This window comes from Nocardioides sp. Root1257, from assembly GCF_001425175.1.
Classification (GTDB): Bacteria; Actinomycetota; Actinomycetes; order Propionibacteriales; family Nocardioidaceae; genus Nocardioides.
Window position 1 is genome coordinate 629,225 of record NZ_LMDV01000008.1, and the last position, 15,055, is coordinate 644,279.

11 protein-coding genes are annotated in these 15,055 nt (G+C 71.2%); all 11 read left to right on the forward strand.

Annotated elements, in window-relative coordinates; translation table 11 throughout:
• Positions 1-38 precede the first annotated feature (38 nt).
• The 11 genes from ASC77_RS11155 to ASC77_RS11205 all read left to right on the forward strand — a co-directional run bounded on the left by ASC77_RS11155 (position 39) and on the right by ASC77_RS11205 (position 15,032).
• The gene (locus ASC77_RS11155) at positions 39-842 is read left to right on the forward strand and encodes a phosphate ABC transporter ATP-binding protein (RefSeq protein ID WP_414813182.1); all 804 of its coding nucleotides are present in this window, start codon (positions 39-41) and stop codon (positions 840-842) included.
• Between the two features lie 39 nt (positions 843-881).
• Positions 882-1,271 (forward strand): VOC family protein, encoded by a 390-nt coding sequence (locus ASC77_RS11160; RefSeq protein WP_056152255.1) that lies wholly within the window; start codon positions 882-884, stop codon positions 1,269-1,271.
• Between the two features lie 327 nt (positions 1,272-1,598).
• On the forward strand, positions 1,599-2,612 hold the full coding sequence (gene pstC, locus ASC77_RS11165) for a phosphate ABC transporter permease subunit PstC (protein WP_156391032.1): 1,014 nt from the start codon (positions 1,599-1,601) through the stop codon (positions 2,610-2,612).
• A gap of 1 nt (position 2,613) precedes the next feature.
• Positions 2,614-3,840 (forward strand): phosphate ABC transporter permease PstA, encoded by a 1,227-nt coding sequence (gene pstA / locus ASC77_RS11170; RefSeq protein ID WP_056152260.1) that lies wholly within the window; start codon positions 2,614-2,616, stop codon positions 3,838-3,840.
• The gene (locus tag ASC77_RS11175) at positions 3,837-5,474 is read left to right on the forward strand and encodes a substrate-binding domain-containing protein (RefSeq protein WP_235547591.1); all 1,638 of its coding nucleotides are present in this window, start codon (positions 3,837-3,839) and stop codon (positions 5,472-5,474) included. The genes pstA and ASC77_RS11175 overlap by 4 nt, the downstream gene beginning before the upstream one ends.
• Positions 5,471-8,092, forward strand: coding sequence for a hypothetical protein (locus ASC77_RS11180; protein WP_056152263.1), 2,622 nt, complete (start codon positions 5,471-5,473; stop codon positions 8,090-8,092). Before ASC77_RS11175 ends, ASC77_RS11180 begins: the two co-directional genes overlap by 4 nt.
• Entirely contained in the window at positions 8,089-9,069 is a 981-nt protein-coding gene (locus tag ASC77_RS11185; protein WP_056152266.1) for a sortase, read from the forward strand. The genes ASC77_RS11180 and ASC77_RS11185 overlap by 4 nt, the downstream gene beginning before the upstream one ends.
• A gap of 88 nt (positions 9,070-9,157) precedes the next feature.
• Positions 9,158-10,759, forward strand: a complete 1,602-nt coding sequence (locus ASC77_RS11190; RefSeq protein ID WP_056152270.1) for an Ig-like domain repeat protein — start codon at positions 9,158-9,160, stop codon at positions 10,757-10,759.
• 93 nt (positions 10,760-10,852) lie between these two features.
• Complete coding sequence (gene pstB / locus ASC77_RS11195; RefSeq protein ID WP_056154026.1) at positions 10,853-11,698, forward strand: phosphate ABC transporter ATP-binding protein PstB; 846 nt, start codon at positions 10,853-10,855, stop codon at positions 11,696-11,698.
• A 28-nt stretch (positions 11,699-11,726) separates the two neighbouring features.
• The gene (locus ASC77_RS11200) at positions 11,727-12,470 is read left to right on the forward strand and encodes a lytic transglycosylase domain-containing protein (RefSeq protein ID WP_056152273.1); all 744 of its coding nucleotides are present in this window, start codon (positions 11,727-11,729) and stop codon (positions 12,468-12,470) included.
• A gap of 63 nt (positions 12,471-12,533) precedes the next feature.
• Positions 12,534-15,032: a hypothetical protein gene (locus tag ASC77_RS11205; RefSeq protein WP_056793417.1), complete on the forward strand. Its 2,499-nt coding sequence runs from the start codon at positions 12,534-12,536 to the stop codon at positions 15,030-15,032.
• Positions 15,033-15,055 lie beyond the last annotated feature (23 nt).

A 15,055-nucleotide genomic window follows, 5' to 3' on the forward strand; every position in this document is an offset into this window, starting at 1 on the left:
CCGCGCTGACCGACGACCCGACGATCGTGATCGACCCGGTGGCGCCGGCGGACCAGGCGCCACCGACGACCCACGGTCTCGAGGCCGACGCCGTGTCGGCGTGGTTCGGTCGGCGCAAGGTGCTCGACCGCGTCTCGCTCGACATGCCGGCGGGCCAGGTGACCGCGCTGATCGGCCCGTCCGGCTGCGGCAAGTCGACGTTCCTGCGGATCCTCAACCGGATGCACGAGCTGGTGCCGGGGGCGGCGCTGGCGGGGGAGGTGCGGCTCGACGGGGTCGACATCTACCACCCCGAGCGGCGGCTGACCGACGCCCGCAAGTCGATCGGCATGGTCTTCCAGAAGCCCAACCCGTTCCCGGCGATGTCGATCGAGGACAACGTGCTGGCCGGCCTCAAGCTGACCGGCACTCGGGTCTCCCGGTCGGACCGGGACGCGCTGGTCGAGGAGAGCCTGCGCCGGGCCGGGCTGTGGGAGGAGGTCAAGGACCGCCTCAAGCAGCCGGGCTCGGCCCTCTCGGGCGGTCAGCAGCAGCGGCTCTGCATCGCGCGGTCGCTCGCCGTGCGGCCTGACGTGCTGCTGATGGACGAGCCCTGCTCGGCCCTGGACCCCACCTCGACCCGGGTGGTCGAGGACACGATCACCGAGATCGCCCGCGACGTCACGATCATCATCGTCACCCACAACATGCAGCAGGCGCGCCGGGTCTCCGACCGGTGCGCGTTCTTCCTGGCCGCCCAGGGCACCCCGGGCGTCATCGTGGAGCACGGCGAGACCCAGGCGATGTTCGACGACCCGATCGACCAGCGCACGGCCGACTACGTCAACGGGCGGTTCGGATAAGGGTTTGAGCCCGCACCGGCGCTGCGCGAGGCTGGCGGGATGACCGCCTTCATCTCGCACGTGACCGTCGACTGCCGCAACGCCTACGAGCTCTCCGAGTGGTGGAAGCCGGTGCTCGGCTACGTCGACATCGACGGGGACCCGAACCTCCCGGGCCACGAGGAGTGCATGATCCGCGACCCCGAGACCGGTCAGCAGCTGCTCTTCATCGAGGTCCCTGACGACAAGTCGGTCAAGAACCGCCTGCACCTCGACCTGCGCCCGCGCTCGGCCACGCGCGACGAGGAGCTCGAGACGCTGGTCGCCCACGGCGCGACCGTCGTCGACGACCTCCGCGGGAAGTACGGACCCGGCTCCGGCTGGGTCGTGCTCGCCGACCCGGAGGGCAACGAGTTCTGCATCCTGCGCTCGGCCGCTGAGCTCGGGTAGCCGGTTCGGGTGGTGGTTGCGAGGGCCCCCGGGCCCGTGCCTCGAAACCACGGCAACCACCGGGTAGCGGGCTGCGGGTGGCCGGGCGGCAGCCGAACGGCAGTTGAACGACCGTCACCGGCGTTCCCTGGCCCGGATGGCAGCGCTCCGGCGGCCGAGCATGACCCGTTCGGACTAGGCGAAAACGTGCGGCCGGTGAAGTTGGCGAAAGCAGCCGCTGCTGTTCGCTCGTCGTTCACCCTTCAACGGCCGTTCGTTTCGGTGCTCTCCTGACACTTCTGGCGTTTGCCCGCGCGCTCTCACGAGCGCCTCGCCAGAGAGTTCCAGGTGACGACCCTCCCCATCCAGGACGCGTCCGCCGCCGAGGTCCACCCGCGAAAGATCTCGCGGAAGGCCACCGGCGCGGACAAGGTGTTCGTTTCCTCGATCCGCGTCGTCGGGTCGGTGGTGCTCGTCATCACCGGCGGCGTCGGCGTCTTCCTCGGCTGGCAGGCGCTGCCGACCCTGCGGCACTACGGCTTCGGCTTCTTCACCGAGGCCGCCTGGCAGCCGGAGGCCGACGTCGTCGGCATCGCCGCGGTGCTCACCGGCACGGTCCTGGTGGCGATGGTCGCGATGTCGATCGCGTTCCCGCTGGCGCTGATCACGGCGCTCTACATCAGTGAGTACGCCCCGGCCCGGATGCGTTCGGTGCTGGTCTCCCTGGTCGACCTGATGGCCGCCGTCCCCTCCATCATCTGGGGCCTCTGGGGCTCCTACCTGATCATGGAGCACGCCGCCGGCCTCGCGATGTGGCTCGACCGCAACCTCGGCTTCATCCCGTTCTTCCAGGTCAAGGACGCCGACCCGAACGCCGGGGTCCCGATGCTCTCCCGCTACAGCTTCAGCATGTTCGTCGCCGGCATCGCCGTCGCGATGATGGTGCTGCCGATGGCCTGCGCCGTGATGCGCCAGGTGTTCTCGCAGACGCCGCAGGGTGAGAAGGAGGCGGCGCTCGCGCTCGGCGCGACGCGCTGGGGGATGGTCCGCTCCGTCGTGCTGCCCTTCGGTCGCGGCGGCATCATCGGTGGCGCGATGCTCGGCCTCGGCCGCGCACTCGGCGAGACCATCGCGGTGCTGCTGATCCTCTCGCCGTCGTTCGAGGTCAAGCCGCGCATCCTCGAGATCGGCGGCAACACCGTCTCCGCGCTGATCGCGGGCCGGTTCGGTGACGCCAGCTCCAGCCAGCTGTCCGCGCTGCTGGCGGCGGGCTTCGTGCTCTTCCTCATCACCCTCGTCGTCAACACGATCGCCGCGACGATCGTCAACAGAAGCCGCTCGGGCGCCGGGACGGACGCCTGAGATGACACTGGCACCCGAGACCGACGCGACCACCGTCGGTCAGACCTTCCTGCCCCGGTACGACGAGGACGCAGCGCCCGCCGTACCCCGGGCCTCGCTGGGTCGACTGACGGCCGACGAGAAGTTCGTCCGGGTCGGCAGCGTCGTCTCCGGCGTCGCGCTGGCCTGGCTGATCACCCAGCGGCTGCTCCCGCTCGACGGCGTGCCGTGGTTCCTGGTGATGGCGTTCGTCTGCACGATGGTCGTCACGGCGGTGACCGGCGCCATGACCGGCGGCGCCGTCGAGGCGCGTGACCGGCTGGCCGCGACGGTGATGAACGTCGGCGCCGCCATCGTCCTCGTCGTGCTCGTCAGCGCGGTCGTCTTCGTCGCCTACAAGGGCTGGCACGCCCTCACCCACGTCAACTTCTTCACCCAGGACATGTCCGGCGTGGGCCCGAAGGACGAGTTCGACAAGGGCGGCGTGCTGCACGCGATCGTCGGCTCGCTGATCCAGGTCGGCATCGCGGTCGCGATCACGCTGCCGCTCGGCATCGGGACCGCGATCTTCATGACCGAGGTCGGTGGCCGCTTCGCCCGGCTCGTGCGCACGGTCGTCGAGGCGATGACGGCACTGCCCTCGATCGTCGCCGGCCTCTTCATCTACACCGTCTTCATCGTCGCGCTCGGCTACCCCCGCTCGGGCCTGGCGGCCGGCCTGGCGATCTCGGTGATGATGCTGCCGATCATCGCCCGTGCCTCCGACGTCGTGCTCCGGGTCGTCCCGGGCGGCCTCCGCGAGGCGAGCCTCGCTCTCGGTGCCAGCCGGTGGCGCACGGTGTGGCACGTCGTGCTGCCCACGGCGCGGCCCGGCCTCGCGACCGCCTGCATCCTCGGCATCGCGCGCGGCATCGGCGAGACCAGCCCGGTCCTGCTCACCTCCGGCAACGCGCAGTTCATGGTGGTCAACCCGACCGACGGCGTCATGAACTCGCTGCCGCTCTTCGTCTACTCGCTGGTCCGCACCGGCGAGCCGAACGCGGTGGCCCGCGCCTTCGCCGGCGCCACCGTGCTGCTGGCCGTCGTGATGATCCTCTTCGTCACCGCCCGGCTGATCGCACGCCCGAAGCGCACCAAGACCACCCGCCGACGTCCCGCCGTGGACCTCGTCATGGCCGACCCGCTCGTCGAGATGGGCCCCGTCTCGTCGGCCAGCAACCCGCCTGCACGCACCGAGGAGAACCCGTGATCCGCCCCGTCCGAGTCGCCACCCGCGCCCTGGTGGCCATCGCCCTCGCGATGACCTTCCTGGTCGGCGCGTCGACCTCGGCCCACGCCACTGTCTACGCCCAGATCGAGGGCACCGGCTCCACCTGGTCCGAGCTGATCGTCCAGCAGTGGATCGCCGACGTCGACGCCAACGGCATGAAGGTCGTCTACACCGGTGGCGGCTCGACCAAGGGTCGCAAGGACTTCTCCCAGGACAGCACCGACTTCGCGATCTCGGAGATCCCCTACCAGGGCACCGACGAGCGCGGCCAGGCCGACACCAGCAACGGGCGCGAGTTCGCCTACCTGCCGATCGTGGCGGGTGGCACGGCGTTCACCTACCAGCTCAAGATCGGCAACGACCTGGTCCGCAACCTGCGGCTCTCGGGCGAGACGCTGGCGAAGATCTTCACCAACCAGATCACGAACTGGAACGACCCGGCGATCGCCAAGGACAACAACGGGCGCAAGTTCCCCTCGCTGCCGGTCATCCCGGTCGTCCGCTCCGACGGCTCCGGCACGACGGCGCAGTTCACGACCTGGATGGACAAGCAGTACCCGAACATCTGGCGGCCGTACTTCGGCCAGGCCGGGCTCACGTCGTACTACCCCAAGAAGGGTGACCGGATGGTCAGCCAGGCGGGGTCGGACCAGGTCATGAACACCATCAAGGGCTTCGCCGGCAACGGGATGATCGGGTACGTCGAGTACTCGTACCCGATCAACGCGAACTACCCGGTCGTGAAGGTCGAGAACAAGGCGGGCTACTTCGTCGAGCCGACGCAGTACAACACCGCGGTCGCGCTGACCAAGGCGAAGATCAACCAGGACAAGAGCAGTCAGCTCTACCTGACCCAGATCCTCGACGGCGTCTACAGCAACCCGGATCCGCGGGCGTACCCGATCTCGTCGTACTCCTACATGATCATCCCGACCGGGGCCCAGGACCCGCGGATGAGCACGGCGAAGCGGCAGACACTCGCGGACTTCATGTACTACTCGCTGTGCGCCGGGCAGACCAAGGCCGGCGCCTACGGCTACTCCTCGCTGCCGCTCAACCTGGTGCAGGCCGGCTTCCAGCAGCTCGCCAAGCTCAAGACGGCCGACCCGAAGGTCGACCTCACCGACCGCGACGTGCGTTCGTGCAACAACCCGACGTTCGACGGCAAGAACCTCAACAAGAACGTGCTCGCGGAGACCGCGCCGCAGCCCGCCGCGTGCGACAAGGTGGGCGCGGGCCCGTGCGGCACCGACACCGGCACCGGCAAGCCCAGCACCGACGACAACACCGCCGGCAACGGCGGCGCGACGGGAGGCACCGGCGGCGGCCAGGGCGGTGGGGTCGACACCGGCGGCACCGGCCAGGCGCCCGGGAGTGACACCCCACCCTCCGTCGACCCGGAGACGGGGGCGGTCACCGGCGGCGACACCACCACGACGACGACCGGCGACGCGATCTACGCCAACCCGACCGAGCTGGTCGCCGGCCGCACCTCGGACCAGCGGACCTTCGGCTGGCTGGCCGTCCTCGAGCTGCTCGCGCTCGTCCTGCTGCCCGGGCTGTACGTCGCGACGCTGCGGCGCCGCCGTGGCCAGACGGGAGCCCGGTCGTGAGCCGCCCCCGTCGGTGGACGCTGCGTCGGACCGCGCTGGCCGCGCTGGCCCTGGTCACCGTGGCGCTGACCGCCTCCGCCGCGCCCGGCTCGGCCATGACGACCCCGGCCGCGGACCCGGTCGGCCGGGCCGCGGGCGCCGACAAGGGCTGGACCGGCACCCAGACCTTCGCGCGCGAGTTCGTGAACTTCGACGGCTCCGACACGACCTTCAACAACCCGCTGACGGCGGCGCCGTACAAGATGACCGTCCACGTCGACCACACCCAGAACCTCCGTGGCCGCGAGCGGGTCGCCGTCTCCTGGACGGGCGCCCAGCAGAGCGCTGGTCGCGCCTCCGACCCGTACGGCGCCAACGGCATGAACCAGGAGTACCCGGTCGTCGTCCTCCAGTGCCGGGGACAGGGCGAGGAGGTGACGCCGGAGACCTGCTGGACCTCGAGCGTCGGCCAGCGGTCCCAGGTCAGCGTCTCCCAGTCAGCCGCCGTCTGGCGCGAGGACGAGTACGGCACCGACGCGGACAAGGCGCTCGTCGGCGGGATGTCGACGATGCCGTCCGCGGAGGACTGCCCGAGCGTCGACACCTCCGGCCTGCTGGCCACCCACCTGACGCCGTTCATCGACGCCAAGGGCAAGGTCTACTCGGCGTGCGACGCCGCCCACATGCCGCCCGAGGCAGCGGTCGACTCCGCGTTCCCACCGGCAGAGATCGCCGCCTTCTCGGACGCCGACGGCAGCGGGTCCCTCCAGTTCGAGCTGCGCACGGACATCGAGAACGAGTCGCTCGGCTGCAACCAGAAGACGCCCTGCTCGATCGTGGTGGTGCCGATCGCCGGCATCAGCTGCGACCAGGCGTCGACGGCGAGCACGTTCGACATGACGCCCGTCGAGAAGGCCTGCCGCAAGACCGGTCAGTTCCTGCCGGGGTCCTCCAACCTCCTGGGCGCGCCCGACGCGGCGGTCGCACCGGTCTACTGGTGGTCCGCCTCCAACTGGCGCAACCGGTTCGAGGTCCCGGTCACCTTCGGTCCGCCGCCGGACGTCTGCGACGTCCTCGACTCGCGCGCCCCGACCGGCTTCTACGGCTCCGAGCTGCTCTCGCAGGCCGCCCTGCAGTGGTCGCCGGCGTACTGCCTGAACAAGAAGCGCTTCAAGTTCCAGCTCAACCAGATGTCCGACGAGGCCGGCTGGGAGCTGATGGCCAGCGGCGGTGGCGCTGCGGCGCTGGTGTCCTCGCAGCACCCGGTCAACCCGGGGGCCGACCCGGTCGGCTACGCCCCGGTGGCCGCGACCGGCTTCGCCGTGGGCTACACGATAGACAAGCCGGGCAACACCGGTGAGTACGGCAAGCTGCGGCTCAACGCGCGCCTGCTGGCCAAGCTGATGACGCTCTCCTACACCGGGTCGACGTTCGGCGCCCAGCACCCGGGGATGGCCGACAACCCGGCAGGCATCCAGGCCGACCCGGAGTTCCAGAAGCTCAATCCCCACCTGTCGACCGAGGGGTCCGAGGCCGGAGCGGCACTGCTGTCGCTGTCGAACTCGTCCGACATCATCGCGCAGCTGACGTCGTACATCGCGACCGACAAGGACGCGATGGCGTTCATCAACGGCAAGGCCGACCCGTGGGGCATGAAGGTCAACCCGTCGTACAAGAAGCTCAGCCTGCCGCGCGCCGAGTGGCCGCTGCTCGACGACTTCGTCCCCGCCGCCAGCACGCAGTGCCAGCAGGCGAACCCGCAGGTCTACTTCAACAACGTCGCCGCGCCGGTCTCCACGCTGCGCAAGGTCTCGGACGCCCTGCTGGACGGCTGGCCGAACACGCAGACGCGGTGCGACTCGGACAACAGCACCGACCCGCCGACCTTCAAGCTCGGCCGCGTCGACCGGCAGCCCTACGGCAAGCGGTTCCTGCTCGGTGTGGTGAGCCTCGGCGACGCCGCGCGCTACGGGCTCCGCGCGGCAGCGCTCGAGACGAAGAAGGGCTCGTACGTCGGGCCGACCGACTCGTCCCTCGCCGCAGCCCTCAAGCTCAGCACCCAGAAGAAGAAGTACGGCCCCTTCGTCCTGGACCAGGCCGACGTGCGCAAGTCGCGCTCCGCCTACCCCGGCACGATGGTCGTCTACACCGCGGCACGGCTCCAGAACCTCGACAAGGCGGATGCGACGAAGGTCGCCCAGTTCATCGAGGTCTCGACCACCGAGGGGCAGCAGCAGGGCTCGGGCAACGGTGAGCTGCCCGGCGGCTTCCTGCCGATCCGCAAGACCGGCGTCACCGCGCCGTACTACGCCTCGGCCCAGGAGGTCGCGGCCGCGGTGGCGGCCCAGAAGGCGCCGTCGGCCGAGCCGACCGGCAACCCGACCTCGGGCGCCGGCACGGGTGGGGGATCGGTGGCTCCGCCGCCGGCGGTGCCGACCGCCCCGGCGCCCTCCGCCTCCGCCAGCCCGTCAGCCGTGCCGTCGGCACCGCCCGCGGCGACCCCGATGCCGGCCACCCAGCCGGTCGGCTCCGACCTCGCCGGCGGCCTGCTGCCGGCGCTGATCCTGATCGGCGCCGTCGGCTGCGCGGCCACCGCCCTGATCCGGGTCGGCGCACCCTTCCTCCGGGGACGTCGATGACGACGACCATGGACCCGACCACGAGCGAGACCGTCGAGCCGGGGCAGCGTTCGCGCCGACCGGGTCGGCCGAAGCGACCGGCGCAGCCGCGCCGGAAGCCGAGACGCGTCCGACCGCCGGCGCCGACCACACCTCCCGGGACGGCCGAGAACACCGCGGCGGTCCTGTCGTCGACGTTCACGATGATCGCGATCGTCTGCCTCTGGGCCGCGGTGCAGATGCTGTTCCTGTCCTCGGTGTCCCAGAACCGCGCCCAGGACCTCCTCTACGACCAGCTCCGTCACGAGATGGCGGGCGCGACCGCCCCCCTGGGACCGGTCGTCCCGGTCGGCGATCCCGTCGCCCTGATCACCATCCCGAGCATCGGGCTCGAGCAGGTGGTCGTCGAGGGAACGGCCTCCGGTGACCTGCTGGTCGGCCCCGGACACCGACGCGACACGGCCCTGCCGGGCCAGGTCGGCAGCTCGGTCGTCTACGGCCGCGCCGCGACGTACGGCGGCCCGTTCGCCGACCTGACGAAGCTGGCGCCCGGCGACAAGATCGAGGTCGCCATGGGCCAGGGCCGGAAGGTGTTCCGGGTCAAGGACGTCCGGCGCGCGGGCGATCCCCTGCCGCAGCCGGTCGCCGAGGGCGGGGCGCGCCTCACCCTCGTCACCGCGGAGGGCAGCGGCCGCCTCGGCGCCCTCGCCCCGCAGTCGGTCGTCTACGTCGACGCCGACGCCAAGAAGGGCTTCCCCGCACCGTCCGGCCGGGCGCCGGCAGTGCCCCAGTCCGAGCAGTCCATGGAGGGCGACACCAGCGCACTGCCGCTGCTGGCGCTCTGCCTCGCGCTGCTCCTGGCGGTGACCCTCGGGGTCATCGCCGCCCGTCAGAGATGGTCGACCGCGCTCGTGTGGGTGGTGGCGACGCCGCTCGTGATCGCGCTGTCCTGGGCGACCACCGATGTGGTGATGCGGCTGTTGCCGAACCTGATCTGACGCTTCGACATCGCCGCCTCGGGGCGGCGAGCAGTACGACCCAACTGCAGGATCCACAGCTCAACATCACAGGAAGTGAACCCTTCAGATGTCAGTACGCAAGCCTTTCGCGGTCGCTCTCGCGTCCGTGGTCGCCGGCTCCGCGCTCGTCATGACGGCTGCTCCGGCCATGGCGGTCTACGCGCCGGACGCCGACGACAGCAAGACCACCACGATCACGGCGACCGACCTCGTCGGCGTCGGCTCCGACACCTCGCAGCACGCCCTCAAGCTGCTGGCTGACGCGTGGAACGGCGGCGCTCGCACCAGCTACGGACAGTCCTTCGACGTCGCGACCTTCTCGGCGCTGGGCGGCGGCACCCTGCCGGCCCCGCTGGTGGCCGACACCGGCGGTGCGGACGTGGTCCGGCCGACCGGCTCCGGTGCGGGGCGCAACACCCTGTACGGCTCGGGCCGCGTCTCGAACGTCGACTTCGCCCGCTCGTCGGGTGCACCGTCGCCGGCCGAGTTCACCTCCGGCATGCGGGTGATCCCGTTCGCCCTCGACACCGTGGTGCCGGCGATCAGCGGGTCCAACCCGGTGGCCGCCTCCAACCCGGTGCTGACGCTCGACCAGCTGAAGGGCATCTACAAGACCTGCACGATCACGATGTGGAACCAGGTCAACAGCGCCTACCCGGCCCAGCCGATCGAGCCGTACGTGCCCAAGTCGGGCTCCGGCACCGAGGCGTTCTTCCACGGCATCATCACGGGCTCGACCAGCACGCCGTACGGCGACTGCGTCAAGGACAACGTCGGCGGCACCGTGATCCAGGAGCACGACCCCGCCCTGTTCACCGCCAAGCCCAACGCCATCGTCCCGTTCTCGAAGGGCCGCGCCGGCCTCGCCGGCTCGTCCGTCAAGGTCGTCGGCGGCGACGAGGTCGCCCTCAAGCGCAACCTCTACAACGTGGTCCGCACCGAGGAGTCCAACCGCACCGACATCCAGTCGTTCTTCGGTGAGAGCGGCTTCGTCTGCTCCGCGGCCGCGCACGACCTGATCAAGGCGGCCGGCTTCGACCAGCTCGCCGGCGCCGCGCTCGGTGGCGACTGCGGCAAGGTGCTCAACGCGGGCAGCAGCAACTTCACGATCAACACGATCACCACGCCGACCGTCGGCGTCAGCGGCACCGGCGGCCCGGGTGCGTACAACCTCAAGGCGACGGTCACCTCGAACCCGACCGCCGTCGGTACCGTCACCTTCTCCGAGGGTGGCAAGGACCTCGCCACGGGCGTCCCGATCGTCTCGGGCCAGGCCGTGACCGCGCCGCTCAAGCTGGCGGCGGGCTCGCACAGCATCACGGCCACCTTCACCCCGGGCCAGTCGAACTTCGCGACCGCGACGTCGACCGGCACCGTGAAGGTCGCCAAGACCAAGGCCGTGCTGAGCGAGACCTTCCCCGCGAAGGTCAAGCTGAAGAAGGCGAAGGCCGTGGCCGTCAAGGGCACCGTCACCGTCAAGGGCGCCACCGGCAAGGTGGCGATCAAGCTCGGCAAGAAGACGCTGAAGTCGGTCTCCCTCAAGGGTGGCAAGGCCAAGGTCGTCCTGCCCAAGCTGAAGAAGGGCGCCTACAAGCTGACCATCGCCTACGCCGGCGACGCGACGCACCTGGCGGTTACGAAGACCTTCACGGTCAAGGTCGTCAAGTGACCTCCTGAGCACCCGCTCACGCACTACCCGGTGCCGGCCCACCCCTCCCGGTGGGCCGGCACCGGCACCCACCCCGACGTACAGGAACGAATGATGACCACCTCTGCCGACGAGACGACCGTGATCCCGCAGACCCCGGCCGCGCCGTCGACGCCGACCGTTCCGCTGGCCCAGATCGAGGCCCGTGACATCACGGCGTGGTTCGGTCAGCGCAAGGTGCTCGACCGGGTCTCGCTGACCATGCCGGCCGGCCAGATCACCGCCCTCATCGGCCCCTCCGGCTGTGGCAAGTCGACGTTCCTGCGCATCCTCAACCGGATGCACGAGCTGGTCCCGTCCGCGCAGCTCGGCGGCGAGGTGCTGCTCGACGGGCAGGACATCTACGACCCCGAGAAGAAGCTGATCGACGCGCGCCGGTCGATCGGGATGGTCTTCCAGAAGCCCAACCCGTTCCCCGCGATGTCGATCCGCGAGAACGTGCTCGCCGGGCTCAAGCTCACTGGCACCAAGGCCTCGCGCTCGACCAAGGACGAGCTCGTCGAGTCCTGCCTGCGCAAGGGCGGCCTCTGGGAGGAGGTCAAGGACCGGCTCGACGCTCCCGGTGGCGGCCTGTCCGGCGGCCAGCAGCAGCGGCTCTGCATCGCCCGCTCGCTGGCCATCAAGCCGCGCGTGCTCCTCATGGACGAGCCGTGCTCCGCGCTCGACCCGACCTCGACGCGGGTCATCGAGGAGACGATGAAGGACCTGGCCAAGGAGGTCACGATCGTCATCGTCACGCACAACATGCAGCAGGCCGCCCGGGTGTCCGACACCTGCGCCTTCTTCCTCGCATCGCAGGGCACCCCCGGCGTCATCGTGGAGCACGGGGATACTGCTGCCATGTTCCAGAGCCCCCAGGACCAGCGCACCAGCGACTACGTGCACGGCCGGTTCGGATGACCACCCCACGATTCCGGGGGGACCGCGGGTGATCCCAGGTCGTCTGATCGCGACGTTCGCCACCGCCCTGGTGATCGTCGCGGGGCTGGGCTACGCCCTCTCGCAGACCATCCTGTCCCGACCGCCGCTGGTGGTCGCCCAGCAGCCGCAGTACGTCGAGGCGCCGAGCCCGGAGACCCGGATGGCGAAGCAGCCGGGCGACGCCCCGGCCGCGCCGACGAAGGTCGACCCCCGCTGGGTGACCTCGATGGCGAACAAGGCCGGCATCCCGGCACCCGCCGTGCGCGCGTACGCCAACGCGCAGCTCTCGGAGCCCCGCACCTGCAAGGTCGGGTGGACGACGCTGGCCGGGATCGGCTGGGTCGAGTCCCAGCACGGCACGATCGGCGGCCGGACGCTCGGCGACGACGGGCACTCGTCGACGCCGGTGCTCGGGCCTGCGCTCGACGGCAAGGACTTCGCCGCGATCCGGGCGACGCCGGAGAGCACGACCTGGCACGGCGACCCGACCTGGGACCACGCCGTCGGCCCGCTCCAGTTCATCCCGTCGACGTGGGAGACCTGGGGGAGTGACGGTGACGGCGACGGGGTCGCCGACCCCAACGACATCGACGACGCGGCCTACACCGCCGCGCGCTACCTCTGCGCCGACGGCCACGACCTGACCACCGGCGCCGGCTGGGCCGACGCGGTCTTCGGCTACAACCACGACCAGTCGTACGTCGAGTCCGTCTACGCCGCAGCGTCGGCGTACGCGGACCGCACCAGCTGACCTCCGGCGGGTCGCCCTCGTCGGCGCCCGCTCGCTCCTATCGTGGAGGCGGGAGGGTGCCAGGTGCGCCTGCGGATGTTGTTCGTGCTGGTCGTCGCGACCGCGTCGGTGCCTGCGCTGGCGACGGCCCCGGTGCCGGGAGCCGCTCCGCGAGCTGATGGCAGCATCGCAGCGGCGCTGCCGGTCGCGGGGGTGCGCACCGAGGCGGCCTTCCGGCGGGCCTGGGCCGACCCGACCCGTCGGCGCATCGAGCTCGGCGCGGACCTGGTGCTGCGCAACTGCCGGGTCGGCGACCCGATCCGGGAGTCGCCGTACCCCCTCGAGCTCGACGGCAACGGCCACTCGATCCGGCAGTCCTGCTTCGAGAAGCGGCTGCTGCGCCAGGACGGGACCGGCTACCTCGACATCCACGACATCTCGCTCAGCCGGGGCGGCTCCGACGGGCCGGGCGCGGCGCTGACGTCGCGCGGCGAGATCTCGCTCGCCGACTGCGAGATCACCCAGAACCTCGCCGAGGAGCCCGGGGGCGGTGTCTTCTCGATGCGGCGGGTCACCGTGCGCCGCTGCCACATCAACGGCAACCTCGCCAACGACGACGGCGGCGCCATCTACGCCCGCCGGGGCGGGGTGCAGGTCTACGACTCGGTCCTCAGCAACAACCTGGTCGACGGCTCCGGCGGCGCGATCGGCTCGACCGGCGACATCCTGGTCGTGCGCTCGAAGGTCGACGGCAACACGACCGACGGCGACGGGGGCGCCCTCTACGCCGACGAGGACGGCGACGTGACCGTCATCGACTCGCTCATCGACGGCAGCGACGCCGACGGTCCGGGCGGCGCCATCTTCACGCTCGACGGCGACGTCGCCGTGCTCGGCTCCACCCTCAACGGCAACCGCGCCGACGACCGCGGCGGCGCGATCTCGGGCGAGGCGGACGTGCTCGTCGTCAATTCCAACATCGCTCGCAACCTGGCCGTCGCGCACGCCGGCGGCGGGGTCTGGGCGCGGGGCAACCTGACCGTCGTGAACTCGACGATCACGCAGAACTACGCGGAGGGCGAGGGCGGCGGCATCCTGTCCGCCGGGAGGACGACGGTCGTCTCGTCGACGATCACCCGCAACATCGCGCCGGTGGCCGGCGACGTCGGCAGCGCTCACCGGCTCGACGTCTTCGGCTCGATCATCGGGCCGCCCGTCTTCGAGGGCGTCACCGGCGACACCATCCCCAGCCACCGCAGCTGCCGCGTCTACGACTCGCTCTCGCGCGGCTACAACTTCTACACCGAGGACTCGTGCGAGCTCGAGAACCCGACCGACGTGCTCGGCGACGACCCGGGGCTCGTGCAGGTCGACGGGCACCCGCTGGGCTTCGTGCTGATGCCGACGGACGACAGTCCGGTCCGGGCCCGGATCCCGAGCGGCTCGTGCCGTGGCGTGCTCCCCGACCCGCTCCCGGCGGGACAGCTGCTCGTCGGGTGGGTCGACTGGCCCGACGTCCTGGCGCGGGACACCGTCGGCCGGCTGCGCGACACCGGGCAGCCCTGTGACATCGGGGCCTCGCAGTCGGGTCCGGTCCCGAGCCTCCGGGTGTCGGCGCCTGCGGCCGACCGCGCGCCGGCGGTCCAGCAGGTGGTGGCCGCGGCACCGGTCACCCGACGGTCGGCGCACGCCCCGGTCGGCCGGCTCGCGGCGCGGCTGCGGGCTCTGCTGCACGACGCGCGGCGCTTCGACCAGCTGCGCGCCTGCACGACGTACGTCGGGGTGCGCACGGCCGGCGATCCTCAGCACCGGTGGGGCTTCCTGTACGACGAGCGCGACGGGAGCGGCATCGACCGCCGGCCCGCCCTGGTGCGGGCGCCGGCCCGGAAGGCCGAGGAGGTCCTGCTGCGCCTGGCGACCTCACGGCGCTGTCTCAGCGCGGCCCCCGACCCCAACGGGACCGGCGCCGACGCCCGGCGCGGCGCTCCGTCCCTCTCCGCTCTGGAGCGGATGGCAGCGCAGGTCGAGCGGACGGCCGGCCGCTTCGACCGGTGGGAGTCCTGCCTCTCCTGGCTCCCCGTCACCGAGGACGGCGACGCTCGACAGGGGCTCGGCTTCCTCGCCACGGGACGGCGACACCTGCCCGCCGTCGGCATCGACACCAGCGAGTGGGACGACCCCGACTACCAGCTGCTCGTCCTCCGCCGGCACGGCTGTGCGCCCGACCCGGGCGAGAGCGCCGACCGCCTCGCCCGCAGGTCCCCGGAGGACCGGCGGAGCCGGATCGCGGCGCTGCGCGAGGACGTCGAGGACCTGGTCGAGCCGGTCGCCGAGATCACCCGGTTCGACGAGTGCATGTACACCGTCGGGCTGCACCAGCGCCCCGGCTACCTCTTCCGGGACCGCACCGGCCACCGGAGCCGTCGCGCCGCGCTCTCCTTCGACCTGCGCGGCCCCCGCCTGCCCGCGATCAGCGTGATGGCGACCTCGGGGGAGGAGCCGCCGCAGATCGAGTGCAACGAGGACGCCGGCCTGCCCGACGACGATGACGAGCGTCGACCGGGTGTCGGAGGCCGCCCGTAGACTCGGTGCGTCACCCCCTGTCA

Bases quoted from the DNA above. Each gene is read 5' to 3' on its own strand.
- pstA (WP_056152260.1), top strand. From the start codon at position 2,614: ATGACACTGGCACCCGAGACCGACGCGACCACCGTCGGTCAGACCTTC.
- pstB (WP_056154026.1), top strand. From the start codon at position 10,853: ATGACCACCTCTGCCGACGAGACGACCGTGATCCCGCAGACCCCGGCC.
- ASC77_RS11190 (WP_056152270.1), top strand. From the start codon at position 9,158: ATGTCAGTACGCAAGCCTTTCGCGGTCGCTCTCGCGTCCGTGGTCGCC.
- ASC77_RS11160 (WP_056152255.1), top strand. From the start codon at position 882: ATGACCGCCTTCATCTCGCACGTGACCGTCGACTGCCGCAACGCCTAC.
- ASC77_RS11185 (WP_056152266.1), top strand. From the start codon at position 8,089: ATGACGACGACCATGGACCCGACCACGAGCGAGACCGTCGAGCCGGGG.